This is a genomic window from Micromonospora trifolii, assembly GCF_022229005.1.
Classification (GTDB): domain Bacteria; phylum Actinomycetota; class Actinomycetes; order Mycobacteriales; family Micromonosporaceae; genus Micromonospora; species Micromonospora trifolii.
Genome location: NZ_JAKKFD010000056.1, coordinates 13,075 through 38,003 on the forward strand (window position 1 = coordinate 13,075; position 24,929 = coordinate 38,003).

At 72.1% G+C, this 24,929-nt stretch carries 21 protein-coding genes; 8 read left to right on the forward strand and 13 right to left on the reverse strand.

All coding sequences use genetic code 11. The features are described from left to right. Together cysC and NIE79_RS29455 are read right to left on the reverse strand one after the other, a co-directional pair. Positions 1-1,530 (reverse strand): adenylyl-sulfate kinase, encoded by a 1,530-nt coding sequence (gene cysC, locus NIE79_RS29450; RefSeq protein WP_238681674.1) that lies wholly within the window; start codon positions 1,528-1,530, stop codon positions 1-3. Positions 1,531-1,618: 88 nt separating this feature from the next. Next, complete coding sequence (locus tag NIE79_RS29455) at positions 1,619-3,133, reverse strand: glycosyltransferase family 2 protein (RefSeq protein WP_238681675.1); 1,515 nt, start codon at positions 3,131-3,133, stop codon at positions 1,619-1,621. Positions 3,134-3,372: 239 nt separating this feature from the next. On the opposite strand from NIE79_RS29455, the gene NIE79_RS29460 reads away from it, so the two are divergent. The 5 genes from NIE79_RS29460 (at position 3,373) to NIE79_RS29480 (ending at position 7,690) form a co-directional block, all read left to right on the forward strand. Beyond that, positions 3,373-4,287 (forward strand): ABC transporter ATP-binding protein, encoded by a 915-nt coding sequence (locus NIE79_RS29460; RefSeq protein ID WP_238681676.1) that lies wholly within the window; start codon positions 3,373-3,375, stop codon positions 4,285-4,287. Further along, on the forward strand, positions 4,280-5,185 hold the full coding sequence (locus tag NIE79_RS29465; RefSeq protein ID WP_238681677.1) for an ABC transporter permease: 906 nt from the start codon (positions 4,280-4,282) through the stop codon (positions 5,183-5,185). The genes NIE79_RS29460 and NIE79_RS29465 overlap by 8 nt, the downstream gene beginning before the upstream one ends. Next, positions 5,185-6,096, forward strand: a complete 912-nt coding sequence (locus NIE79_RS29470) for an ABC transporter ATP-binding protein (protein WP_238681678.1) — start codon at positions 5,185-5,187, stop codon at positions 6,094-6,096. The genes NIE79_RS29465 and NIE79_RS29470 overlap by 1 nt, the downstream gene beginning before the upstream one ends. 67 nt (positions 6,097-6,163) lie before the next feature. Further along, positions 6,164-6,874 carry an ABC transporter permease subunit gene (locus NIE79_RS29475; protein ID WP_210785834.1) on the forward strand — a complete coding sequence of 237 codons (711 nt, stop codon included), beginning with the start codon at positions 6,164-6,166 and terminating at the stop codon, positions 6,872-6,874. A 171-nt stretch (positions 6,875-7,045) separates the two neighbouring features. After that, positions 7,046-7,690 carry a hypothetical protein gene (locus NIE79_RS29480; RefSeq protein WP_238681679.1) on the forward strand — a complete coding sequence of 215 codons (645 nt, stop codon included), beginning with the start codon at positions 7,046-7,048 and terminating at the stop codon, positions 7,688-7,690. A 44-nt stretch (positions 7,691-7,734) separates the two neighbouring features. On the opposite strand, the gene valS is transcribed toward NIE79_RS29480, so the two are convergent. The 9 genes from valS to NIE79_RS29525 form a co-directional block, all read right to left on the reverse strand. Continuing rightward, complete coding sequence (gene valS / locus NIE79_RS29485; RefSeq protein WP_238681680.1) at positions 7,735-10,353, reverse strand: valine--tRNA ligase; 2,619 nt, start codon at positions 10,351-10,353, stop codon at positions 7,735-7,737. 162 nt (positions 10,354-10,515) lie between these two features. Next, positions 10,516-12,078, reverse strand: coding sequence for a trypsin-like serine protease (locus NIE79_RS29490; protein ID WP_238681681.1), 1,563 nt, complete (start codon positions 12,076-12,078; stop codon positions 10,516-10,518). 123 nt (positions 12,079-12,201) lie between these two features. After that, positions 12,202-14,082 (reverse strand): ABC transporter ATP-binding protein, encoded by a 1,881-nt coding sequence (locus NIE79_RS29495; protein ID WP_238681682.1) that lies wholly within the window; start codon positions 14,080-14,082, stop codon positions 12,202-12,204. Beyond that, positions 14,079-15,935: an ABC transporter ATP-binding protein gene (locus NIE79_RS29500; protein ID WP_238681683.1), complete on the reverse strand. Its 1,857-nt coding sequence runs from the start codon at positions 15,933-15,935 to the stop codon at positions 14,079-14,081. The genes NIE79_RS29495 and NIE79_RS29500 overlap by 4 nt, the downstream gene beginning before the upstream one ends. A 37-nt stretch (positions 15,936-15,972) precedes the next feature. Then, a complete protein-coding gene (locus tag NIE79_RS29505; RefSeq protein ID WP_238681684.1) occupies positions 15,973-16,482 on the reverse strand; it encodes a methylated-DNA--[protein]-cysteine S-methyltransferase in 510 nt (169 codons plus the stop codon). After that, on the reverse strand, positions 16,479-17,969 hold the full coding sequence (locus NIE79_RS29510) for a DNA-3-methyladenine glycosylase 2 family protein (protein ID WP_238681685.1): 1,491 nt from the start codon (positions 17,967-17,969) through the stop codon (positions 16,479-16,481). The genes NIE79_RS29505 and NIE79_RS29510 overlap by 4 nt, the downstream gene beginning before the upstream one ends. 75 nt (positions 17,970-18,044) lie before the next feature. Continuing rightward, positions 18,045-19,469, reverse strand: a complete 1,425-nt coding sequence (locus NIE79_RS29515; protein ID WP_238681686.1) for an FAD-binding oxidoreductase — start codon at positions 19,467-19,469, stop codon at positions 18,045-18,047. A gap of 211 nt (positions 19,470-19,680) precedes the next feature. Next, positions 19,681-20,190, reverse strand: a complete 510-nt coding sequence (locus NIE79_RS29520; protein ID WP_238681687.1) for a hypothetical protein — start codon at positions 20,188-20,190, stop codon at positions 19,681-19,683. Then, positions 20,187-20,696 (reverse strand): SigE family RNA polymerase sigma factor, encoded by a 510-nt coding sequence (locus tag NIE79_RS29525; protein WP_091406289.1) that lies wholly within the window; start codon positions 20,694-20,696, stop codon positions 20,187-20,189. The genes NIE79_RS29520 and NIE79_RS29525 overlap by 4 nt, the downstream gene beginning before the upstream one ends. A 139-nt stretch (positions 20,697-20,835) precedes the next feature. Here NIE79_RS29525 and NIE79_RS29530 point away from each other — a divergent pair, with 139 nt between their 5' ends. Next, the gene (locus NIE79_RS29530) at positions 20,836-21,339 is read left to right on the forward strand and encodes a hypothetical protein (protein ID WP_238681688.1); all 504 of its coding nucleotides are present in this window, start codon (positions 20,836-20,838) and stop codon (positions 21,337-21,339) included. A gap of 119 nt (positions 21,340-21,458) precedes the next feature. Next, a complete protein-coding gene (locus NIE79_RS29535; protein ID WP_238681689.1) occupies positions 21,459-22,193 on the forward strand; it encodes a Type 1 glutamine amidotransferase-like domain-containing protein in 735 nt (244 codons plus the stop codon). A gap of 3 nt (positions 22,194-22,196) precedes the next feature. Here NIE79_RS29535 and NIE79_RS29540 read toward each other — a convergent pair whose 3' ends face one another. Next, complete coding sequence (locus NIE79_RS29540; RefSeq protein ID WP_238681690.1) at positions 22,197-22,766, reverse strand: exonuclease; 570 nt, start codon at positions 22,764-22,766, stop codon at positions 22,197-22,199. Positions 22,767-22,910: 144 nt separating this feature from the next. On the opposite strand from NIE79_RS29540, the gene ychF reads away from it, so the two are divergent. Next, positions 22,911-23,996 carry a redox-regulated ATPase YchF gene (ychF, locus tag NIE79_RS29545; RefSeq protein WP_238681691.1) on the forward strand — a complete coding sequence of 362 codons (1,086 nt, stop codon included), beginning with the start codon at positions 22,911-22,913 and terminating at the stop codon, positions 23,994-23,996. A 161-nt stretch (positions 23,997-24,157) separates the two neighbouring features. Here the strand turns inward: ychF and NIE79_RS29550 are convergent. Beyond that, positions 24,158-24,929: tetratricopeptide repeat protein (locus NIE79_RS29550; protein WP_238681692.1), on the reverse strand; the 772-nt coding region annotated here is incomplete at its 5' end.

Below are 24,929 nucleotides of genomic sequence, written 5' to 3' on the forward strand. Positions count from 1 at the left end.
TCAGGCGGTGGCGATCTTCAGCTCCACCCAGCCGGTCTCGGTCAGGTGGTGCAGCACGGCCTGCACCGCGTCCGCCACGCTGATTGCTGTGGTGTCGAGCACCAGATCGGCGTCGGTCGGCTCCTCGTACGGGTCGTCGATGCCGGTCATCCCGGTGAGCAGGCCGGCCCGCGCTCGCGCGTACAGACCCTTGCGGTCCCGTCGCTCGCACACCTCCAGCGGGGTGGCAACGTGCACCAGCACGAAACCCGCCCCGGCGGCGAGAGCCATCTCCCGGGCGGTGGCCCGGGCCGCCGCGTACGGGGCGATCGGGCAGCAGATGCCCACCCCATGGTGCCGGGCGATCTCGGCGGCCACCCAGCCGATCCGCCGGACGTTGAGATCCCGGTCGGCCTTGCTGAAGCCCAACCCGGCGGAGAGTTCCCGGCGCACCACGTCCCCGTCGAGCAGGGTCACCGTACGGTCGCCGCTCTCCCGCAACGCGTCCGCCAGCCCTCGGGCGATGGTCGACTTGCCGGAGCCGGAGAGGCCGGTCAGGAAGACCACCAGCCCACGCTGCCGACGCGGCGGCCGGGCCCGGGCCAACTCCCGTGCCACGGCGGGCGGGGTGTGCCACTCCGGGAGCGGGAAGCCCCGATCGAGCAGGTCGTCGATCTCCGGCTGGGTCAGCGCGAGCCGGCGGTTGCGCGGTGGGATGTCCTCCCGCCAACGCCACTGCCCATCCCGGTTGTCGTAGGCGAGTTCTCGCGGCACCAGCACCCGCAGCCCGGCGCCGGAGAGCATCTCCCCGGTGGAGAGCAGGTGGGTGACCCCGTACGCGGCCGAGACCCGGGCGCGCAGCAACGCGTCGCTGATCTCCTCCCGGCGGTGCGACAGCGGCACCGCGACCAGGGTGGCGGGCGGCATCCGGTCCCGGGCGGCGAAGATCGTACGGACCAGCGCCTCCGGCGGGACCCCGTCGACGCCGCCCTCGCCGACCGGGATCATCACGAGCAGATGAGCGGCCAGGGTGCGGGCGGCGTGCGCGATCTGGGCGAGCTGTGGACGATGCAGCGGCCGATCGGCGATCACCCCGAGCACCCGGCCCGGCGGCAGCAGCGCGCGGACCTCCTCCGGGTTGCGCCGCAGACGTTGGAACGGACCGTGCCCACCGTCGCCCAGCCGCCGAACCTGGCCGCCCACCCCCGCCACGCCCTCGCGCACCGGCCAGACGTCGGCCACGTCCAGGGCGGCCGCCGGAGCGCCCTCCCCGTCGGTCAGCACGAGCGCCCGCCGGGCCGGGTCGCGCGGATCGAAGCTCTGCGCCAGCGCGGCCGGCACCTGGAGGACGACAGCTACCTGCCACGGTGTGCCGTCGGCCAGCCGGGCGCGCCGGCTGACCGAGACCAGGTCGGCGCGGGTCATGAAACCGGTCAGAGGGGCGTACGCGCCGGTCAGCAGCAGCTCCAGATCCGCGAGCTCACCGGGACGTGGCGTGTACGCCGGTGCGTCCCGTAGCACCTCGTCGGGCAGCACCCAGCCGTTGCTCATCCACACCCCCCACTCGCTGACCGGCACACAGTTTCGCAGCCGACCGCCCATCGGTCGAGGGCGCCACTCCAGGACCCCCGCGGGCGGATCAGCGCTTGATCCGACGGCCTACCGCCGACCGCACCCGGTTCCACACCTTCCGCTCGTCGCGGATCCGGGGTCGCGAGCCGTCGGCTCGGCAGATGAACACCAGCGGCAGTCGCGCGTCCTCGGTCCAGCCCACGTTGGTGATCCGGGCCTTGAGCAGCCAGCTGCCCCTGGTGCGGCCGCCGTTGAGGGCGGCGAAGTCGATTGTGGCGGTGGCCCGGTGCACCAGGTGGACGGTGTCCGCTCCGGTCGTACCGGTGATCCGCTCGGTCTCGAAGGTGTTCGGAAGGAAGATCTCGGCGCCGGTCTCCCGGTGGCGGGCCACCAGGTCCAGGCGCGCCTTGCGCACCTGCGCGGTGGCGTCGAGCACCTCGGGGGCGATCTCCTCCATCGGGAGCACCAGCACGTCGCGGCCGTCGTCGGCGCGGAAGCCGACCGGCTGGTCCGCGGCGCGCAGCTCGGCGGCGATGGTCACCGTGACGGCGTGGTCGGCACGCCGGAGTTCGTCGATGGTGCCGTGCGCGGCGATGCCCGCCTCCCAGCGGGCAAGCCTGCGCAGGTCCGCGACGCGGCCCTGCTCCGCCAGGTACGCCACGGCTCGGAGCAGGGGTGGCAGACCGCCTGCGACACCGGGGGCGAAGCGGTCCTGGATGACCTTCTGGATCTCCAGCGCGACCTGCTCCAGCCACGCCTCGGGGGCGTTCAGCAGCCGCTTGCCGCGCAGCCGGCTGAGCATCTCGTTGCGCAGCCAGCGCCGGTGCAGCCGATCCCGCAGCGGACCCGGCTCGGTGTTGGCGTCCACGACGTCCAGCGCCTCGCGCACGCTGGCGTAGTAGCTCGACGGGTCCAGCTGGCCCGCTGTGACGTTGCGCGCGTCGCCCCGCTGGACGTGGTGGTAGCAGGTGTAGTCGGACAGCACTGAGGTGCGCCGGGACAGGAAGTAGGCCCGGACGACCAGCGAGTGGTCCTCCAGCCGACGCTTGCCGCCCTCCGGGAACCGCAGACCGTGCTCGTTGAGGAACGACCGCCGGAACAGCTTGTGGCAGGTCAGGCTGTCGATCAGGGGGGAGTTGCCCAGTGTGGCGTCGAAGCGGTTCTTGCGGAACAGCTCCCGCGGCACGGGGCGCCCGTACCCGGCCATCTTCCCCACCACGATGTCGGCGTCGTTCGCCTTCGCGCAGGCGTGGAGCCGCTCCAGCGCCTCGTCGGCGAACCAGTCGTCGTCGTCGGCGAAGAAGACGTACTCGCCGCGGGCGTGGTCGATGCCGAGGTTGCGCGGACGCGACGGCCAGCCGGAGTTCTCGATGTGCAGCACGGTGATGTGCGGGTGCTCGGCGGCCAGCCGGTCCAGCCGCTCCGCGGTGTCGTCGGTCGAGCCGTCATCGACGAATATCGCTTCGAATTCGTCGGCGGGCAGTGACTGGCGCAGGAGCGAGGCGGCGAGCTTCTCGATGTGCGGGCCGCAGTTGTACGCCGGCACCACGACGCTCACCTTGGGGACGCCCACCTCGGCCATCAGGATCCCTCCCGCGTCGTCGGTCGATCACCGGGCGGGTCGATGCCTGGTGAACGGGAGGTGAATGGTGTCACCCTGGACGTGTCTTTCCCAAGGCGGGGTCGGGCCGAACGCGGGACCGGCGGAAACGTCGCGAGGGCCTCGGCGGGGGACCTTAGGGGTCCGGCGCGGAAAGGATCAGGGGAGTGCCGGGGGCGTGCCGGTGTCCCTGCTGGGCATCGACTCCCTACGCTGGGCGCGTGACACTGATCGCGACCCAGTCGCTCACCAAGACGTACGGAGGTCGGGTCACCGCGCTGGCCGACCTCACCGTCGCCGTCGAGCCCGGGATCATCGGCCTGGTGGGCGCGAACGGCGCCGGCAAATCCACGTTGATCAAGATTCTGCTCGGCCTGATCGCACCAACCAGCGGTCAGGTCTCGGTGCTCGGCATCGACCCGACCGCAGACCCGGCGGCTGTCCGCAGCCGGGTCGGCTACATGCCGGAGCACGACTGCCTCCCACCCGACCTGTCCGCCGCCGAACTGGTCACCCATCTCGGCCGGATGAGCGGCCTGCCCCGCACCGCGGCCCGCGAGCGGGCCTCGGAGGCGCTGCGGCACGTGGGGCTCTATGAGGAGCGCTACCGCCCGGTCGGGGGCTACTCGACCGGCATGAAGCAGCGCGTCAAGCTGGCCCAGGCGCTGGTGCACGACCCCGACCTGCTGTTGCTGGACGAGCCGACCAACGGCCTGGACCCGGCCGGCCGCGACGCCATGCTGGCCCTGGTACACCGGATCGGCACCGAGTTCGGCATCTCCGTGCTGGTCTGCTCGCACCTGCTCGGCGAGGTCGAGCGGATCTGCGACACGCTGATCGCCATCGACGGCGGCCGGTTGCTGCGCGCCGACAACATCTCCGCGATGACGACGGCCACCGACGTGCTCGCCGTGGAGGTCAGCGAGGGCACCGAGGAACTCGCCGCCAGGCTCGCCGAACTGAAACTGCCGGTCGCCCGGGACGGGCGTCTGCTCCTCGTGCCGCTCGCCGACGACGGCACCTACGACCTGATCCTCGGTGCGGTCGCCGAACTGGACCTGCCACTGCACCGACTGGACCAGCGCCGGCACCGGGTGGCCGAACTCTTCGCCACGAGGGAGCTCACTCATGCCTGAGCCGTCCACCGCCGCCGTGCGCTCCACGCCGACCGGCGTCATCCACGACATCGGCTACCAGCGCTACGAGGGGCCGAGGCTGGGCCGCCGACAGGTCTTCGGCGCGCTCTACCTGCACGGTCTGCGCACCGCGTTCGGGCTCGGACGCAGCGCCAAGGCCAAGATCTTCCCGTGGCTGGTGGTCGGCATCGTCTCCCTGGTCGCGGTGGCCCTGGCCGCGGTACGCAGCCAGATCGGCGAGCCCGTCGCCACGTACGCCCAGTTCGCCGACGCGATGAGCTGGCTGGTCATCTTCTTCGTCGCGGTCGTCGCTCCGGAGCTGGTCTCCCGGGACCTGCGCAGCGGTGTGCTGCCGCTGTACTTCTCCCGGCCGCTGCCGCGCGCCGACTACGCGTTGGCCAAGCTGCTGGCGCTGGTCACCGCCCTCTGGCTGCTGCTCGGCGGGCCGCAGTTGCTGATGTTCCTGGGTGCCGCCTTCACCACCAAGCAGGGCATGCGCGGGGTGTGGAACGAGCTGCTCGACCTGTTGCCCGGGCTGCTCTACGCCGGGCTGTGGGCGGTGGTCTTCGCCTCGGTCGGGCTGCTGGTCGCCTCGTTGACCGGCAAGCGCGCCTTCGCCGCCGGTGGGGTGGTGGCGGTCTTCCTGATGACCACCCCGATCGTCGGGGTGCTGAGCATCCTGCCGTCGCGTGCCGCCAACGAGCTGGCCGGGCTCGCCTCGCCCTCCACGCTGGTGCAGGGGGTGGGCATCTGGTCGCTGGGTGACCTGCTGGTCGAGGGCGATCCGGGCGAGATGATGATCGGCGGGTTCGGTCCGGTCTACGCCCTGGCCGCGGTGCTGTTGGTCGCCGGCGCGACCGCCCTCCTGCTGGCTCGCTACCGGAAGGTCGCCTCCTGATGAGCACGCTGAGCCTGACCGGGGTGTCCCGGTGGTACGGCAACGTGGTCGCGGTCAACGACATCAGCATGGCCCTCGGCCCGGGTGTGACCGGGCTGCTCGGCCCGAACGGCGCCGGCAAGACCACGCTGCTGCACATGATGGCCGGGTTCCTCGCCCCGTCGCGCGGCACCGTCACCCTCGACGACGATCCGACGTGGCGCAATCCCGACGTCTACCGGCGGCTGGGGCTGGTCAGCGAACGGGAGGCGGTGCAGGGTTTCCTCACCGCGTACGAGTTCGTGCTGGCCAGCGCGAAGCTGCACCGGCTGCCCGATCCGGCGGCGGCGGCCCGGCGGGCGATCGACCTGGTGGAGCTGGAGTCGGCGCAGGACCGCCGGATCGGCACGTACTCCAAGGGAATGCGCCAGCGGGCCCGGGTGGCCGCCGCGCTGGTGCACGACCCGCAGGTGCTGCTGCTCGACGAGCCGTTCAACGGCATGGACCCGCGCCAGCGGCTGCACATGATGCAGCTGCTGCACACCCTGGGCGACGCCGGTCGGACGATCCTGTTCAGCTCGCACATCCTGGAGGAGGTCGAGCAGGTCTCCGGGACGGTGCAGGTGATGGTGGCCGGGCGGTTGGCGGCCTCCGGCGACTTCCGGACCATCCGCCGGTTGATGACCAACCGCCCGCACGTGTTCGCGGTGCGTTCCACCGACGACCGGGCCCTGGCCGTCGCGCTGATCGCCGAGCCGTCGGTCAGTGGGGTCGAGTTGGACCCGACCGGCCTGACGGTGCGGGCCGGTGACTACGGCGCGTTCACCCGGGCGCTACCCCGGATCGCACTCAACAAAGGCATCCGGGTGCGCCAGTTGGTGCCGTCCGACGAGTCCCTGGAGAGCGTCTTCTCCTACCTCGTGGAGGCATGACCGGTGAGTGCGAGGAGTGAACGAGCGCAGCGAGTGAGCCCCGCAGTCACGAACGAAAGAAGCTGACATGTCGACAGTTACCTGGATCACCGCGCGTGGGTTGTTCGGCCGACGTCGGTTCCTGCTGCTGCTACCGCTGCCGTTGGTGCTGCTCGGGCTGGCCGTGCTCTGCCGGTCGCTGGGGGTGGACCCGGGCGAGTGGGGGCCGCCGGTGCTGGTCGGCCTCGGCCTGGCAGTGGTGCTGCCGGTGGTTGCGTTGATCATCGGCACCGGCGTGCTGGGCGCCGAGATCGACGACGGCACCGTGGTGCACATCCTGACCAAGCCGCTGCCGCGCTGGCAGATCGTGCTGCCGAAGCTCGCGGTGGCCGCCGGGGTCACAGCGGTCACCGTGGCGGTGCCGCTCTACGTCGCGGGCGTGCTCGCCGATTCGGTACGCCTCGGACTGGCGCTGGCGGTCGCGGCGGCGCTCGGCGCGCTGGCGTACTCGGCGTTGTTCCTCGCGCTCAGTCTGGTCACCAGGCGGCCGGTGCTGCTCGGGCTGGTCTACGTGCTGATCTGGGAGGGGCTGCTGGGCAACTTCGTCAGCGGCACCAAGGTGCTCTCCATCCAGCAGTACGTGATCGCCCTCGCCGACCGGATCGCCCCCACCGGGCTGCTGGAGACCAGCGTGTCGGTGCCGGTGGCGTCGGTGATGACCGCGCTGGTCAGCGTCGGCTTCACAGTGCTCGCCATCGACCGCCTGCGCTCGTTCAGCGTGGCCGGCGAGACGAGCTGACAACGATGTTAGGGCGTGTGTCAAAGCCCCTGGCCGGACCGCCGCCTGGACTCCGCCTCGGCTCGACCGAGGCCTTGACACACGCCCTGGGCGCTGTTCCGGCCAGCCCCCGCGCTGCGGTAGGGCTGGCCGGATGGACCGGCCGGGCCACATCGGGCCAGGCTGGTGGGCGTGAGCGTCGAAGCGGAGCGGACGTCGTTGGCTGAGCCATACTCCCGGAGCAGCCGGCCCTGGCTGACCAGCCTGGCCGTCGCCGGGCTGGCCTGTGCCACTGTCGCCACCGCGGCTCAGGGCAGCGGCCAGTTCCACTGGTGGGCGGTGTTCATCCTGATCCCGGCCGCGTTGATCGCGGCCAGCGGCGGGCCGTTGCTGGCTCGCGGCGGTGGCCGGGCCTTCGCCGGGTACATGCTCGCCTGCGTCGGCACGATCGTCTTCGCAGTCGGCGCGCTGCTGATGTTCGGTGTGATGGGGCGAGGTTGGCCGCTCCTGGTGGTGCTGCCCTGCCTGGCGGTGGCTGGCACCTACGGCTGGCGCGCGGCCCACCCGCTGGCCCGCGGCCTGCACCGGGCGGTGGCCCTGCTCGCGCTGACCGGAGCGCTGCTCGGGCTGACCCTGCAACTGATCCGGGTGGATCTGATCCACCTGGAGACCGGCTGGTGGGGCGCGTTCCTGATGCTGGCCGGGGCCATCGTGCTGGGCAACGCGGGCGAGCTGACCCGGCACCGTATGCCGTACCGCCTCCAGGCGATCACCCTGCTGGTCGGGCCCGCCGTGATCGCGTTCCTGCTCGGGCTGCGTTTCCTGCGCGGCTGGTGAGCCGCCGGTCCGCCGCCGCCCGAGCGGACGGCGGCGGACCCCGGTCAGAAGGCGCAGGCGATGACCAGCTCCGGGGTGCGGTCCGGGAGCAGATCGAGCTTGGCGATCCGGCCGGCCGCCCGTAGGTCGTCGGCGACCAGCGTGAGCTGCTCCAGCAGCGCCGCCGGGCCGAGCGCCTCCGCCAACGGCACCTCCGCCTTCATCGACAGCTTCCGCTCCGACTTGGCCCGTCGCACCTGGCTCAACGCGTCACCGGCGAGCCGCAGCAGCGCCGGCTCACCCGATCCCTCGATCGTCCGGGCCACCTCGTAGGTGGTGGGCCACGGCGCCAGGTGCACCGAGCCGTACCGCCACCACGACCAGACCTCCTCGGTCACGTACGGCAGCACCGGGGCGAACAACCGCAGCTGCACCGACAGCGCCGAGGCCAGCGCCGCCCGTGCGGAGTCGGCCGCCGCTCCGGTGCCGTAGGCCCGCTCCTTGACCAGCTCGATGTAGTCGTCGCAGAACCGCCAGAAGAACGCCTCGGTGACCTGCAGGGCCGCCGTGTGGTCGTACGAGTCGAAGGCGGTGCTCGCCGCGGTGACAACGGTGGCCAGCTCGGCGAGCATGGCCCGGTCCAGTGGTGTGGTCGCCGACAGCTCCAGGTCGCGGCGCGGCGTCAGACGCGCCGAGCTGGAGTTGTCGTACGGGGCGCGCAACGCGTCCGCCGCGCCCAGCCCGAGCGCGAACTTGGACGCGTTGAGCAGCTTGGTGGCCAGTCGCCGGCCGACTTTGATCTGCGCTGGGTCGAAGGCCAGGTCCATGCCGGGCTTGCCGCTGGCCGCCCAGTAGCGCACCGCGTCCGAGCCGTGCTGCTCCAACAGGGCCACCGGGGTGACCACGTTTCCCTTGGACTTGGCCATCTTCTTGTGGTCGGGGTCGAGGATCCAGCCCGAGAGCACTGTGTCCCGCCAGGGCAGCACCCCGTGCTCCAAGTGCGAACGGATCACGCTGTCGAAGAGCCAGGTCCGGATGATCTCCTGCCCCTGCGGGCGGAGATCCATCGGGAAGACCCTGGCGAACAGGTCCGGGTCGGTCTCCCAGCCGCCGACGATCTGCGGGGTCAGCGACGAGGTGGCCCAGGTGTCGAGCACGTCCGGGTCGCCGATGAAGCCACCCGGTCGGCCGCGCTGCGACTCGTCGTAACCGGGCGCCGGATCGCTGGATGGATCGACTGGCAGCGAGGACTCGTCCGGCGTGAGAGGGTGGGACCAGTCCGGCTCGCCAGTGTCGTCGAGCCGGTACCACACCGGCACCGGCACCCCGAAGAAGCGTTGGCGGCTGACCAGCCAGTCCCCGTTCAGGCCGCCCACCCAGTTGTCGTAGCGGTGTTTCATGTGCGCCGGCACCCAGTGCAGCTGCTCGCCCCGGGCCAGCAGGGTCGCGCGCAGCGCCTCGTCCCGGCCGCCGTTGCGCAGATACCACTGTCGAGTCGAGACGATCTCCAGTGGCCGGTCGCCGCGTTCGTAGAACTTGACCGGGTGGGTGATCGGGCGCGGCTCGCCGATCAGGTCACCCGCGTCGGCCAGCATCCCGACGATCTCCCGGCGGGCGCCGTTGACGGTCTGCCCGGCCAGCGCCGCGTACGGCTGCGCCGGCACCCCGTGCGGCGGCTCGGGAAGCAGCCGACCGTCCCGGCCGATCACCACCCGGGTGTCCAGCCCCAGCTCACGCCACCAGGTCACGTCGGTCAGGTCACCGAACGTGCAGACCATCGCGACACCGGTGCCCTTGCCGGGGTCGGCGAGTGGATGCGCGTACACCGGCACCTCGACGTCGAAGAGCGGGCTGCGCACCGTGGCGCCCACCAGGTCGGCGTACCGCTCGTCGTCGGGGTGGCAGACCAGCGCCACGCAGGCCGGCAACAGCTCGGGCCGGGTGGTGTCGATGAGCACCTCACGCCCGTCGGCCGCCGCGAACCGCAGTCGGTGGTAGGCGCCGGGGCGCTCCCGGTCCTCCAACTCCGCCTGGGCGACAGCGGTGGCGAAGCCGACGTCCCAGAGGGTCGGCGCCTCCGACTGGTACGCCTCGCCACGGCGCAGGTTGCGGACGAAGGCCCGTTGGCTGGTGGTCCGGGCGATCCGGCCGATCGTCGTGTACGTCAGGGACCAGTCCACCGAGAGCCCGAGCCGCCGCCACAGCGCCTCGAAGGCCTGCTCGTCGGTGACCGTCAGCCGTTCGCACAGCTCGATGAAGTTGCGCCGGGAGATCGGGGTGGGGTCGCGGCGGGCCGCGTCGTCGACCGGAGCTGCCGGTGGTCGCCACACCGGGTCGTACGGCAGTGCCGGATCGCAGCGCACCCCGTACACGTTCTGCGCCCGACGCTCGGTGGGCAGGCCGTTGTCGTCCCAGCCCATCGGGTAGAAGACGGCCTTGCCGCGCATCCGCTGGTACCGCGCCGTGGTGTCGGTGTGCGTGTACGAGAAGACGTGCCCCATGTGCAACTCGCCCGATACGGTCGGCGGCGGGGTGTCGATCGAGAACACGTCGCTCCGCTTTCTCGAGCGGTCGAACGCGTACGTGCCTTCCTCCTGCCAGCGGCGTGCCCAGCTCTCCTCGAGCCCGTCCACTGTCGGACGCTCGGGAACGCCGGCGCGGGCCGTCCTCGCCGTATCGGTCATCCTGCGATCGTAGGCAGGGGCCAACGGCCGGACCACGGGTTAACCACTGCGCCACGAGAATTCGTGCCGAAGGGCTGTCGGCCGGCGCGGCGGCAACCCGCCGACGAGGTGTGCCGGGTCGACCGCTGGGGGCCGACCGGCTGGTGCCGGTCGGCCCACTCGTCAGCGGGCGACCGGGCCGGCGGCCGGGCCGGACGTGGCCAGCCGGATCCGCAGCCTTTCGCCGCTGCGGGCGTTGGCCCGATCCAGGATCGTGGAGATCGGGGCGTAGGAGTTCTGCTCGTTCGGGTTGGTGCAGGCGCCCTGCCCCGGGTCGCCGTTCGAGAGGATGCCCAGCGCCTTGCCGTCGGCCTCGGTGAACAGCGGCCCGCCGCTGTCTCCCGGCCGGGCGCAGATTCGCACGTCGATGCCGCCGCTGCTCTTGCCGGTGATCTCCCCGCACCGGGTGCCGGACACGTAGCCGGCGCCGGCGCCGGAGTCGACGTACTGCTCACCGGCCTTCGGGGTGTACGCCGAGCCGGTCGCGCAGACGACCCAACCGCTCTGGATGGAACTCCACGGGACGTAGCCGGTGATCCGCACGTCCCGGCTACCGCTGGTGGCGCATCGCGGGTTGTCCGCGACGCACCAGTAGTTGACCAGGCTGGGGGTGCTCTTGGTCCCCCGTGGGTACGTCCACTGGCGCAGAGCTGCGGGCTGGTACGGCATGATCGCGTAGTCGTACGGGTAGGCGTTCTCGGCCAGGTCCGGGTTGGGCGCCTCCACTGTCACGGGCGCCTTCGGGCCGAGGAACTGATGCCAGGTCCGGTCGACCTGCTGGTGCCGTCCGCCGACGACGCAGTGCCCCGCGGTCAGCACGTACGCGTCGCGCACTCCGACGATGAGGTTGAAGCCGGTGGTGCAGCCGCCGACGGTGCCGTCGTCGCGGGGCACGTCAAGGCGGATGCCGCCGCGCATCGGCGCCTGCGGGCAGTAGCGCGGGTCGCACGCCTTCTGCACGTTTGTCGCGGGGGTCCGGGCCTGGGTCCGGGTCGGCACGCCTGCGGCGCGGCGCGCCTCGGCCAGCCGCGGGTGGTCCGCCGTGATCTTGTCGCCGGTGAGCACCACGATCTCGTTGGCCTGCTGATCCACAACGACATCCGAGCCGGGTGACGCGTCGAGCGTGACGGCGATGGTGGCTGCGGCCTCGGTCAGCTGACTCACCGTGTGCCGTACGGCGACCACCCGGACGTTCGCCGGGTCCGTCACCTCGGCCACGGCCGCCTGCACCGCCGCGACGTCGGTCGCTCCGACGGTCAGCACACCGCCGGCCTTCTGGTCGAGCCACATGCCGCCGTACGAGCGCGGGACCTGCTCGGTCAGCCGCGCGGCGAGCGGCGCGGACAGTTCCTGAAGGGCGAGTCGTCGGGCCGCCTCGGTCGTCGAGATCCGGTAGCGGTCGCGCAGGTACGCGACGGATTCGGGCGCGGCCTGAGCGACCGCCTGGGCCGGTCGGACGCGCACCGGCCCGGACGCGGCATTCGGCGCTGTCCTCTGCTCCTTCTGCGGCCCGGTCCCGACGCCACCGGAGGCGGTTGCGCCCGGTGCCGTGCTCGCTCCGCCGGCTGTCGCGCTGCCCAGCCCTTCCTCAGCCGCTGCCGCCGTCGTCGACGGGCGCTCGGCTCCGTCTCCTGTGGTCACCGCGACGGCGGCTCCGATCAGACCGATGGCGGTCAGCCCAGCCACGATCACGCGTCCCCGTGTGCGCACCCCGTACCCTCCCCGTGTGTTCGGTGGTGCCGACCGGAACGATCCGGTCGCTGTTGCCGGCCTCACCGGGCGGGTGCGGTCGACGAGCCGTGATTGTAGCTAGACCAGTGATTCCCGCCACTGCCGATGCAGGGCGGCGTACCGGCCGTCGGCCTCGGCCAGCACGGCGGGTGGACCGTCCTCGACGACAGTTCCGCCGTCGAGGACGAGCACCCGGTCTGCGATCTCCACTGTGGATAGACGATGGGCGATCACCAGCGCGGTGCGGTCGCGCAGGATGGTGCCGAGTGCCCGCTGCACCAGACGTTCCGTCGGCACGTCCAGCGACGACGTCGCCTCGTCCAGGATCAGCACTGTCGGGTCGGCCAGGAACGCGCGGGCGAACGCGACCAGTTGCCGCTGCCCGGCGGAGAGCCGGCCGCCGCGCCGGTGCACCTGAGTGGCGTACCCCTCGGGTAGTGCGGCGATGAAGTCGTGCGCGCCGATCGCCCGCGCGGCGGCCTGGACGGCGGCGTCGTCGGCCCCGGGGCGGCCGAACCGGATGTTCTCCGCGACGGTCCCGCTGAACAGGTGGTTCTCCTGCGTCACCAGCACCACGGCGCGGCGCAGGTCGGCGTCGCGTACGTCGCGCAGGTCGACCCCGTCCAACCGGATGGTGCCGGTGTCGGGATCGTGAAACCGGGCGACCAGCTTCGCGATCGTCGACTTGCCCGCCCCGGTGGGGCCGATCAGCGCCACGGTCTGCCCGGCCGGCACTGTCAGCTCCAGGCCGCAGAGGATCGGGGTGTCGGCCCGGTAGCCGAAGCCGACCGCGCGAAAGATCAACGCACCACGGCCGGGACCGGTCGGCAGCGGTGTGGGCCGGGCCGGTTCGGCGACGGCCGGTCGTTCGTCGAGCACCCCGGCCAACTTCTCCAGCGCGGCGGTGGCCGACTGCAACGAGTTGTAGAACTGGCTCAGCTCCTGCATCGGCTCGAAGAAGCGGCGCAGATAGAGCAGGAACGCGGCGAGCACGCCGATCTCGGTCTGCCCGCCGAGCACCCGCCAACCGCCGTAGCAGAGCACCACAGCCACTGTGACGTTGCCAATCAGCTTGATCGCGGGCGAGTACGTGGCGATCAGCCGGAATGCGTGCAGGCTGCTCCGCCGGTAATCGTCGCCGAGCGCCACGAAGATGCGTTGGTTGCGAGGCTCCCGGCGGAACGCCTGCACCGCCCGGATGCCCCGCATCGATTCGACGAAATGCACGATGACCAGCGCGACAGCGTCCCGGGTCCGTCGGTACGCGCTGGCCGACGACCGGGCGAACCAGCGGGAGAGCCAGAACAGGAACGGGAAGGCGAACAGCGTCACGGCCGCCAGCGGCAGGTCCAGCCAGAGCAGGATGGCGGCCACCGACAGGATCGAGAGCCCGGCCAGCACCAGGCTGTCGATCCCACCGTCGACCAGCTCGGCGATCGAGTCCAGGTCGCTCGTGAGCCGGGAGACCATCCGGCCGGACGTGTACCGCTCGTGGAAGCCCACCGACAGCCGCAGGAAGTGCCCGAACACCCGTTGCCGCAGGTCGAGCAGGACGGCCTGGCCGATCCGGGCGGAGAGGGTGAGGAAGCCGCGGCGGGCCGCGTACTCGGTCACCGCGGCCACCGCGAACGCCCCGGCGACGGTGACCAGCGGGCCGGCGTCGCCGGCACGCAACGGCGGGATGGCCCGGTCGATGCCGATCATGACCAGGTACGGGCCGGCCATCGCGGCGGCATTCTGGGCCAGCAGCAGGGTGACCGCCGCGGCGAGACGCCTCCGATGCGGGCGGAGCAGGCCGCCCAGCAGGGTGCGGCTGAGCCGGCGCAGCCGGGCCACCGCCTCGGGGCTGGTGTCCTCGGCTCGACTGCGGTCGGCCTCCGGGTCGGTGGCGGTTCCGCGCCAGCGGGTGAGCTCGGGCTCCTCCTCGGGAGACGGGTCGGGCTGCTCCGGCACGCTCACGAGCGCACCAGCCCCCACCCGTCCGAAGGGGACGAACTCGGCCCGCTGGCCCCATCCGACGGTGGATGCCCGGCGGGCGGCTCGGCGGCGAGCAGCGCCCGGTACGCCGGGACGGTGGCCAGCAGGTCGGAGTGCCGGCCGGTGGCGGTGATCCGCCCGTCCTCCAACAGGGCGACCCGGTCGGCGAGCGCGATCGTCGACGGCCGGTGCACCACCAGCAGCGCGGTGCTGTCGCGCAGGACCCGCCGCAGCGCCGCCTCGACCAGGGCCTCGGTGTGCACGTCGAGAGCGGAGAGCGGGTCGTCCAGCACCAGCACCGCCGGTCGGCCGAGCACGGCCCGCGCCAACGCGAGCCGTTGCCGTTGCCCGCCGGAGAGGGACAACCCCTGCTCGCCCACCCGGGTCGCCAACCCCCAGGGCAGGTCGTACGCGAAGTCGGCCTGGGCCAGCGCGAGTGCGGCGTGGATCTCGTCGTCACCGGCGTCCGGGCGACCCAGTGTGAGGTTCTCCCGCACCGACATGGAGAAGAGCGTGGGCTCCTCGAACGCCACCCCGACCAGCCGGCGCAGCGAGGCCAGCCGCAGCTCGCGCAGGTCGTGCCCGTCCAGGGTGATCCGGCCGGTGGTCACCTCGTGCAGCCGGGGCACCAGGGAGAGCAGCGTGCTCTTGCCGGAGCCGGTGGCGCCGACCAGGGCCAACGTCTCGCCCGGCTCGATGGTCAGGTCGATCTCGCGCAGCACCCCGGTGGTGGCACCCGGGTAGCTGAACGCGACCCGCTCGAAGCGCAGACGACCGCGCACCGCGTCGCGCGGCAACGCGACAGCGCCGGGAGAATCCACGATCTCCGGCGGAGTGTCCAGCACCTCCTGGATCCGGTCGGCGGCGGTGGCCGCCTCCTGACCGTTGGCGATGATCCAACCCAGCGACTGCACCGGCCAGATGAGCATCAGTTGGAGACTGACGAACGCGACCAGTTCGCCGATGGTGAGCGCGCCCTGCGCGGCGGCGGCCGCCCCGGCCGCCAGCACCACGCCCAGTGTCACGTTGGGCACCAGGTCGAGCAGCGCCGACGTGTTCGCCAGCAGCCGCCCCTTGCCGACGCCCGTGTCGTGCAGCCGCCGGGCCGCACCGGCGAAGCGAGCGGCCAGTTCGGGCCCCCGCCCGTACGCCTTCATGGTGCGCAGGCCCTGCGCGGTCTCCTCGACCAGCGTCGCCACGTCGCCCTGCTGATCCTGCATCCGGCGGGACGCGGCGTGGTAGTGCCGGCCGAAGCGGCGACTGATCAGCAGCAGCGGCACCGCGCTGGCCGCGACCAGCACCCCGAGCGCCGGGTGCAGGTTGATCAGGAGCACCACCACGACCAGGTACGTGGTCAGGTTGAGCACCAGGAAGAACACGCCGAAGGAGAGGAACCGGCGGATCACCGACAGGTCGCTGGTGATCCGGGAGAGCAGCTGGCCGGACTGCCAGCGGTCGTGAAAGCTCGTCGGCAGCCGTTGCAGGTGGGCGTAGACGTCGGCGCGCAGCGCCGCCTCCATGCCCACCGCCGAGGACGACTGCACCCACCGGCGGATGAAGATGAGCACCGCCTCGACGACGCCGAGCAGCAGCGCCAGGCCGCCGAGCTGGAGCAGCCCGGCCGGCTCGTGTCGGGCCACCGGCCCGTCCACCACCCGCTGCACCACCAGTGGTACGGCGATCCCGGCCGCGGTGCCGGCGAGGCCCGCGACGAGCAGCCAGGCGAACTCGGCGGCGTACGGGCGCAGGTAGGGGCGCAGCCGCCAGAGGTTGTGCACGGGGTGGGTGCCCGCAGCGGCCCGGGCGGCCGGGTCGCCGTCGCTCTCCACAGGCACTACCAGACGGTAGCGTCAATGAGTGTCGATGTTCCTGTCAGCTTGTTGTCAGGCGTCGCTCATGACCGAGAAGCCACTTCTTCACGTCCAACCCCCAGCGGTAGCCACCGAGCGTGCCGTCGGTGCGGAGAACCCGGTGGCAGGGCACGAAGAGGGCTGCCGCGTTGCGGGCGCAGGCGGCCGCTGCGGCCCGCACCGCAGGTGGTCGACCGGCCAGCGCCGCGTACCCGGTGTAGGTGACCGGGGTGCCCGGCGGCACCTCGCGCAGCACCTGCCAGGCGTGCGCCATGAACTCTCCACCGGTGTGTTGACGGACCGGCACCGTGTCGATGGCGGCGAGGTCACCGTCCAGGTAGGAGTGGACCGCCGCGCTGACCGGGCCGAGGTCGGCCCGCGCCCGCAGCGGTGCCCGCAGGGTCGGGTGGACCAGGGGGAGCAGCGCCGCCGGGTCCGGGGTGAAGCCGGCCGCCAGGACGTCACCGTCGGGACCGGCGAGGATGCTCAACGGGCCGGCCGGTGTGCTCAGTACTGTGCTGTCGATGTTCATGCCGCTCTCCAGAGTCTGATCGTGGCGTAGGACCGCCAGGGACGCCATCGCTCGGCGTACCTGTCGAGGGTCGGTGGGGTGTCGGGTAGGCCGAGCGCGGCGGCGCCGCGCCGGACCGCGAGGTCGGAGCTGAGCAGGACGTCCGGGTCGCCGAAGGCGCGCATGGTCAGGTAGTTGGCGGTCCACGGGCCGATGCCCGGGAGCGCGAGCAGCCCCCGAACGGCCTCCTCCCGATCCACCCCCGGGGCGAGGTCGACAGACCCGTCCACGACCGCCCGCGCCAACCCCCGCAACGCCTCCCGCCGCCCCACCGGCATCCCGAACCCCGAGTCGGGAACACCGAGCAGCTCCTCCGCGCTCAAGAACCCCCGCAGCCCACCCGCCGACCCACCCCGTTGATCATGAGGTTGACCTGGGCTTTGATCTTCATCGACCTCGCCAACCTCATGATCAACTCGGTGGGCGAGGAGGCGGGTGAGGGTGGTTCTCGCGGAGGTGACCGAGACCTGTTGGCCGATGACGGCGCGGACAGCCTGCTCGAAGCCGTCGACGGCGCGGGGGACGCGGATGCCTGGTTCGGCGGCGACCACCGGGGCCAGCGCCGGGTCGGCGGCCAACGTCGCGTCGATGGCCGCCGGGTCCGCGTCCAGGTCGAGCAACCGGCGGCAGCGGGCCACCGCCGGCGCCAGGTCGCGCAGGTCCGCGAGCCGCAACGTCGCCGCCACGTGCCCGTCCGCCGGGGTCAGCTCCACCTGGCCGGTGCCGTGCGGCAACCGCAGACCCCTGCGGTACGTCAGGTCGCGGACCTCCTCCACGCCGGGCAACGCCCGCACCGCCAGGAAGTCCAGCAGCGCCCGGGTGTGCAGCGGCGGACGGTACGCCAGCCGGAGCGCGATGGTCCCCGCCCCGGCCGGCGCCTGCTGGCGGCCACGGGCCGTGCGCAGGTCCGACGGGGCGCTCGCGTACACCTCGCGAAGCGTGTCGTTGAACTGCCGCACGCTGCCGAAGCCGGCGGCGAACGCGATCTCGGCCATCGCCAGCTCGGTCGTCTCGATCAGGATCCGGGCGGTCTGGGCGCGTTGGGCCCGGGCCAGCGCGAGCGGTCCGGCACCCATCTCGGCGCTCAACATCCGGTGCAGGTGCCGCTCGGTGTAGCCCAACCGGGAGGCCAAGCCCGGTACGCCGTCCCGGTCGACAACCCCGTCGGCGATCAACCGCATCGCCCGACCGACCACGTCCGCTCGGACGTCCCAGAGCGGTGAGCCGGGCGCGGCGTCCGGCCGGCAGCGGCGGCAGGCGCGCAGCCCGGCGCCCTGCGCCGCGGCGGCGGACGGGAAGAACCGGACGTTCTGCCGCTTCGGCGTGATCGCCGGGCAGGACGGCCGGCAGTAGATCCCGGTGGACGTCACGCCGGTGTAGAACCAACCGTCGAACCGCTGGTCACGGCTGTCCACGGCCCGGTAACACCGCTCGAAGTCCATCTCCATGTCACCGATGATGCCCCGCTCGACCGGTCATCGGCTGGCGGGAATCGGACCTGGGTGTGCGCGGCGGCCCCGGCGTCAGCGGCGGCGTCGGTGCGGCTGACCGGACCGGCCCGTCCGGGAGCCCTGACCGGTCCGATCGGCCTGGCCGGAGCCGTTGGTCCGGCTGCCCTGGCTGGCGCGGTTGGTCTGGCCGGTCAGCAGGGCCGAACGGAACACACCGTCCGGGTCGTACCGCTTCCACAGCCGCCGGACCCGCGACCCGGTCTCGCCCGGGTAGATCCGGGCGAACGCGACCGGGTCCGGCCGGCTCTCGAAGTTGACGTACGCGCCGTCGGCGCGCGCCCCGGCGGCCCGCCAGGCGGCGTTCAACGCGGCGTCGGCCTGCGGCGGGAACACCGAGGCCACGATCAGCGTGTCCTGGTGGCGGTGCGGGTACGCGGTCGCGTCGGAAGCGACGTCGTTGACCGCCCCACCCAACGAGCGGAGCTGGATCACCGCCCGCCCCGGCCCGGTCACCGCTCGCGTCACGGCCCGCGCCCCGGCGTCGTCCAGCGCGGTGAACAGACCGTTGGTGGTCGTGCCACGCTGCTGCCCGACGTTGGGGTTGAGGTGCGCGGTCGGCACCAGCGTCGGGTAGGGCAGCAGGTCGGTCCGGTGTTCGAGAACCTTGCCGATGGCGAGCAGCGGTTCCACCGCCGGTCGGGCCCGGCGCAGGCTCTCGGCGGCGACCACTGCGGTGATGGACATGAGGACCGATCGCCCCTCCGCGAACACCACAGCGGCCGCGGACAACTCCCGTGGCGCCTGGGCGAGGTAGCTCGTCCACTCCCGGACGGTGCGACCGTCCGGATGCGCCTCGACGACCAACTGCGAGACACCGACGTTGCGCTGCTCGGCCGCCTCGATCTCGAAGGCCACCACGATGCCCGCGCCGGCCCCGGCCCCGCGGACCAGCCAGAACAGCTCCGGCTCGTGTTCGGCGTCCGCGCGTACCAGCGTCCCGTCCGCCAGCACCACCTCGACGGCGCGGACCCGGTCGATGGTGAGGCCGTGGGCGCGGACCAGCCAGCCGACACCACCGCCGGTGGCCAGGCCGCCGACACCGACGCCGCCGTAGTCACCCGAGCTGATCACCAGGCCGTGCGGGGCCAGCGCCTTCGCCACGTTCGCCCAGCGTGCGCCGGCCTCGACCCGGACCAGCCCGGCCCGCTCGTCGATCACCTGAACCCGATTGAGCATGGACAGGTCGATGACCACTCCACCGTTGTTGGACGAGGCTCCGGACAATCCGTGCCCGCCGCTGCGGACCGCGATGGGCAGCCGCTGTTCCCGCGCGTAGCGGAGCGCGTCGACCACCTGCGCGGTCGTCTTCGGCAGCAGAACCGCGGCCGGCGACGCCGACCTGGTGTACGTCGAGCGCAGTTGCGCGTACCGGCGGTCGCCGGGTGTGACGATCTGCCCCCGCAGGGAGTCGGGCACCCGGGCCATGGCGGTGCTCATCGTTGCCCCCGCAGCGCGTACCTCGGGCGTCCGGGATCGGTCATGGCCCAAGAATGAGCGGGCATGCCGGCCTCGACAAATCTCGTGGACCGGTGCCCGCCGGCCGCTGCCACGCGCGGCGCTCGCCGGTACGGGGAGCGCCGCGCGGAGGTGACCGGAATCTCCTGGGTTGACCGGTCAGGCCGGGGCGGTTCTGCTCAACGCGCCGGGCTCAACGCGCCGGGCTCGGCACCACAGTCGGCCGGCCCGGCACACCGCCCGGGGCCGGCGGAGTCGACGGGGTTGGCGTGACAGTCGGTCGGCCCGGTACGCCGGGCGGGCCCGGCGGAGTCGACGGGCTCGGCTTGACGGTGGGTTGGCCCGGTACGCCGGGCGGGCCCGGTGTGATCGACGGGTCCCCGGGCGCGCCGCCGGGGCTCGGTACGACAGTCGGCACCGTGGTGGGCGTGGACGGGGTGGGCACGGGTGGGCTGGGCACGGCCGCCGGGCCGGCCGGGCTGGGCACGGCCGGAGGAGGCTCGTCCGAGCCGGTCGCGGCCAGGGCGAGCGGGGTGGCGATCAGGATCGCCGCCAGGGTGCTCACCGCCCCCACCGTCACCGTGGCGCGGCGTCTGTTGCGCACCCGCCGTTCCGCTCGGCTCAACTGGTCATGCACGATCGGTGCCTCCTCGGCCAGGTCGGTGAGGGTGGAGCGGATGAGGTGCTCGAAGGGTTCGGTCATCGCCGTACCTCCAGCCTGTCGACGTCCGGCAGCAGGTCGCGCAGTCGCTTCACCGCTCGATGGGTACGGCTGCGTACGGTCCCGACCGAGCAGCCCAGCAGTTCGGCCACCCGGGCTTCGGGCAGGTCCTCGTAGTAGCGGAGGACCACCACCGCCCGCTGCGTCGGTGGCAGGTGACGCAACGCGGCCCGCATCGCCAGCCGCACGTCGGTGCCGCCGCTCGGGTCGCCGCCGACCGGTTCGTCCGCCGGGTTCAGCGGTGTCTCCCGCCACCGGCGCAGTCGTCGCCACCAGCTGATCTGCTCGCGGTACATCACCACCCGCAGGTAGCCCTCGGGATCGGCGTGCCGAATGGTTCCCCACTTCGGGATGGTCCGCGCCAACGCCGACTGGAACAGGTCCTCGGCGGCGTTGCGGTCCCCGGTCAGCAGGTACGCGACCCGCATCAGCGCCGGAGTCCGGCTGCCGACGAACTCGGCCAGCCGCGCGCGCTCGTCCTCGTCCACCCACCACCCCCGTTTCGTTGTCACAGATACAGACGTCCCAGGTCATCGTCGCTATCCACGATCGGTGGGGTTTTTCGGCCCGAAAGTGTCGGTCGTGCCGGGTAGCGTCCGGCCACCAACTGAAGAAGGGGTGCGGCGAATGACGAGCGTGGCGGGTTGGGCGGCGGCGTCGACACCGGGTGCGTTTCCGCCGCTGCCCCGCGCGGTGGCGCAGTCCTTCTACCGCCGGATGCGGGCCGTCGCGCCGGCCGCAGTGGGCGCCATCGAACGGGACCGGGCGGGCGGCACCGAGCAGAGTTTCCCCGACACGGCCTGCGGCCGGTTGGCCGGCTCCCTGGACGACGCGGGCCTGCGGGCGCTCGGGATGTGGACGCACCACTGGTGCATGCGCTTCTACGACGACGACACGACTGTCGGCCGGCGGTTGATCCGCGAGATCGCCGCGCGGCCGGGGCTGGGCTGGACGGCCGACGAGGTGCGTTGGATGTTGCGCGAGTCGGTCTCGGCAGGCCCGGCCGCCGCCGACCGGTTCACCCTGCCCCGCGCCGCCGCCGGGCAACTGCCCCCGGCCGATCGCCGGGCCCTGGGTCACTGGCCCGAGGTCGAGGTGCCCCGCCAACGGCGGCCCGACCAGTCTCGTTGATCATGCGGCTGCCGGGGCCGGACCGCACCCGCGGGTGCGGTCCGGCCCCGCACCGAGCGAGCGGGAGACCGGCTGCGGCAGGATGGACGCCGCACCGCCCCCGACGGAAGGACGCTCCGATGCCCGCCAGCGAACCGACCATCATCGCCACCAGCATGGGCTTCTTCCGGGGCGGCCGCGGGCCCTACGACCTGCGCCCCAGCCCGGTCTTCGAGTTGGCGGCCGAGCTGGCCGAGGCCGGACCGCAACCGCGGCTCTGCTACCTCGGGCAGGCCATCGGCGACCAGCCCACCTCGTTGGCCGCCGTCTATGCCGCGTTCGCCGACACCCGGTTCCGGCTGTCACACCTCGCCCTGTTCCCGATGCCGAACGTCGAGGATGTCCGTGCCCACCTGCTCGCCCAGGACGTGATCTGGGTCGACGGTGGCAGCGTGGCCAACCTGGTCGCCGTGTGGCGGGTGCACGGGCTCGACGAGATCCTGCACGAGTGCTGGCAGGCCGGCGTGGTGCTGGCCGGTGTCTCCGCCGGCTCGATCTGCTGGCATGTCGGCGGCGCCACCGACAGCTTCGGCCCCCGGCTGCGCGGCTTCACCGAGGCTCTGGCCTGGCTGCCGTACGGCAACGGGGTGCACTACGACAGTGAGGGCCAGCGCCGTCCGCTCATGCACGAGCTGGTCGGCGACGGCACGCTCCCCACCAGCCACTGCACCGACGACGGCGTCGGCCTGGTCTACCGGGGCACCCGGCTGGCCGAGGCAATCGCGGACCGCGAGGGCGTCTCGGCGTACGAGGTCAGCCGCGGCGCGGACGGCAGCGTCCGGGAGGCGGTCATCGCCCCTCGCCGGCTCGGCTGAGCGTCACGCCTCCTCGACCGGCCGCCGGCGGCGCAGCACCGCGTCGAAGACCTGCGCCAGCTCGGCGGCGTCCTCCCCGGCGTGATGCGTGTGGGGCATGTCGTGCAGGCCCAACTCCTGCTTGATCGTGCCCTGGCGGGTCCGGGCCCACTCGCTACCGGTCAACCCCATCCAGTAACTGCGGAGATCAACACCGGAGCCGGTCGCACCGAACGGGCTGTGCCCGACGAAGCGGAGGAAGTACCAGTGCACGAACATGCCGTCCCAGACGGCCGGGGCGGCGAGGAAGACCGGACGGCCGACCCGGCGCAGCCCGTCGACCCAGGCCGCCGCGGCGGACATCGCCTCCTGCGCTGTGGGCGCCTCCCGCAGTAGCCGGTCCCGGTCCAGGCCGGAGACGGCCAACGCCGCCGGGACGAACTCGTCGGAGATGGGACGCAGCTCGGTGTAGAAGGTCAGGTCCGGTCGGCCGGCCACGGCCATCCCCAGCGAGATCATGCTGTACGGCCCGGGGATCGGTCCGTCCGCCTCGACATCGACGGCGATGTACAGCTCAGGCAACGTCGAGGTCATCCCCACCTCCAGCAGCGGACCATCGAACCGGGAGATTAGCAACGCCCGCCGGGGCCCGCTGGGAGCGACGATCGACAACCGGCGCGGCGCCGAATCGGAGCCGCCTGGACCGGCCTGGCCGGGACCGGCGTAAGCTGGCCCGTCGTGAGTCTCACCATCGGCATCGTCGGCCTGCCCAACGTCGGCAAGAGCACGCTTTTCAACGCGTTGACCAAGAACGACGTGCTGGCGGCGAACTACCCGTTCGCCACCATCGAGCCCAACGTCGGCGTGGTCGGGCTGCCCGACGAGCGGCTGGGCACGCTGGCCGAGATCTTCTCCTCGCAGAAGGTGCTGCCCGCGCCGGTGTCGTTCGTCGACATCGCCGGCCTGGTCCGCGGCGCGTCGAAGGGGCAGGGCCGGGGCAACGCCTTCCTGGCCAACATCCGGGACGCCTCGGCGATCTGCCAGGTCGTCCGGGCCTTCTCCGACCCGAACGTGGTGCACGTCGATGGCAAGATCTCCCCGGCCGACGACATCGAGACGATCAACACCGAGCTGATCCTCGCCGACCTGCAGACCCTGGACAAGGCGCTGCCCCGGTTGGAGAAGGAGGCCAAGCTCCGCAAGGACCGGGCCGCCGCGGTCGCCGCCGCGAAGGCCGCGATCGAGGTGCTCGACGGTGGCACCACCCTCTACTCCGGGGCCGCCGCCGCCAAGATCGAGCTGGAGCACCTGCGCGAGCTGCACCTGCTCACCACCAAGCCCTTCCTGTACGTGTTCAACGTCGACGAGGCCGAGCTGGCCAACGAGACGTTCCTCGACGAACTGCGCGCCCTGGTCGCCCCCGCCGAGGCCATCTTCATGGACGCCAAGATCGAATCCGAGCTGGTGGACCTGCCCGAGGACGAGGCCCGCGAGCTGCTGGAGTCGATCGGGCAGAACGAGCCCGGCCTCAACCAGCTCGTCCGGGTCGGCTTCCGCACCCTCGGCCTCCAGACGTACCTCACGGCCGGCCCCAAGGAGGCGCGCGCCTGGACCGTCCCGGTCGGCGCCACCGCGCCGGAGGCCGCGGGTGTCATCCACAGCGACTTCCAGCGCGGCTTCATCAAGGCCGAGGTGGTCTCGTACCACGACCTGGTCGAGCACGGTTCGATGGCGTCGGCCAAGGCGGCGGGCAAGGTCCGCATCGAGGGCAAGGAGTACGTCATGCAGGACGGCGACGTGGTGGAGTTCCGCTTCAACGTCTGAATCCGGCCTGTTCCCGCAGGTCAGATGGTCGAGTCGTGGCGCGGCGGGTGCGTTCTTCCGAATCCGGCATCAGGTGCCGTACGTCGACACCGCCCTACGCGCCGACTTCGCCGCCCTCACCCCTTGACCTCCATAGGAGCATCGGGATGGCAGCGGCCGTCTCATCCGGTGACATCGTCGATAGCTGGGTTGAGCTCGTCGATGAGGTCGGGTTCCAGGCTGTCTTGCAGGATCCGGCGGAAGTCGTTCGGGCTCATCTGTTGCCGCAGTTGCTTCAGCTCGGTCAGCGGCACTTTGGGCCACTGCCCGTACAGCGATCGCCAGATAGCAGCCGCTTTGATCAACGCCTGCGTTGCCTCGTCGAAGCGCCGCTGATTCTGCGCGACCAGGCCGAGCTGGCCGTAGGTGAAGGCGGCGCTGTGCCGGTCGTTGAACTCGAGGAAGGTGGTCAGGGCCTGCTTGTAGTGGGCTTCGGCCTCGTCGAAGCGTCGCTGCTCCTGCGCGACCACGCCGAGATTGTGGTAGCTGCCGGCGGCGCTGTGCCGGTCGTTGAACTCCAGGTGGATGGTCAGGGCCTGCTTGTAGTGGGCTTCGGCCTCGTCGAGGCGCCGCTGCTCCTGCGCGACCCTGCCGAGCAGGCCGTAGGTGAGGGCGGCGCTGTGCCGGTCGTTGAACTCGAGGAAGGTGGTCAGGGCCTGCTTGTAGTGGGCTTCGGCCTCGTCGAAGCGCCGCTGCTCCTGCGCGACCCTGCCGAGCTGGCCGTAGGTGCCGGCGGTTTCGTGCCGGTCGTTGAACTCCAGGTAAATGGTCAGGGCCTGGTTGTAGTGGGCTTCGGCCTCGTCGAGGCGCCGCTGCTCCTGCGCGACCACGCCGAGATTGTGGTAGCTGCTGGCGGCGCTGTGCCGGTCGTTGAACTCGAGGAAGATGGTCAGG

Coding starts and splice junctions, on each gene's coding strand:
- NIE79_RS29510 (WP_238681685.1), bottom strand. CDS start 17,969: ATGGAGATGGACTTCGAGCGGTGTTACCGGGCCGTGGACAGCCGTGAC.
- NIE79_RS29530 (WP_238681688.1), top strand. CDS start 20,836: ATGACGAGCGTGGCGGGTTGGGCGGCGGCGTCGACACCGGGTGCGTTT.
- valS (WP_238681680.1), bottom strand. CDS start 10,353: ATGACCGATACGGCGAGGACGGCCCGCGCCGGCGTTCCCGAGCGTCCG.
- NIE79_RS29520 (WP_238681687.1), bottom strand. CDS start 20,190: ATGACCGAACCCTTCGAGCACCTCATCCGCTCCACCCTCACCGACCTG.
- NIE79_RS29515 (WP_238681686.1), bottom strand. CDS start 19,469: ATGAGCACCGCCATGGCCCGGGTGCCCGACTCCCTGCGGGGGCAGATC.
- NIE79_RS29540 (WP_238681690.1), bottom strand. CDS start 22,766: ATGACCTCGACGTTGCCTGAGCTGTACATCGCCGTCGATGTCGAGGCG.
- NIE79_RS29535 (WP_238681689.1), top strand. CDS start 21,459: ATGCCCGCCAGCGAACCGACCATCATCGCCACCAGCATGGGCTTCTTC.
- NIE79_RS29505 (WP_238681684.1), bottom strand. CDS start 16,482: ATGAACATCGACAGCACAGTACTGAGCACACCGGCCGGCCCGTTGAGC.
- NIE79_RS29465 (WP_238681677.1), top strand. CDS start 4,280: ATGCCTGAGCCGTCCACCGCCGCCGTGCGCTCCACGCCGACCGGCGTC.
- NIE79_RS29455 (WP_238681675.1), bottom strand. CDS start 3,133: ATGGCCGAGGTGGGCGTCCCCAAGGTGAGCGTCGTGGTGCCGGCGTAC.
- cysC (WP_238681674.1), bottom strand. CDS start 1,530: ATGAGCAACGGCTGGGTGCTGCCCGACGAGGTGCTACGGGACGCACCG.
- NIE79_RS29470 (WP_238681678.1), top strand. CDS start 5,185: ATGAGCACGCTGAGCCTGACCGGGGTGTCCCGGTGGTACGGCAACGTG.
- NIE79_RS29475 (WP_210785834.1), top strand. CDS start 6,164: ATGTCGACAGTTACCTGGATCACCGCGCGTGGGTTGTTCGGCCGACGT.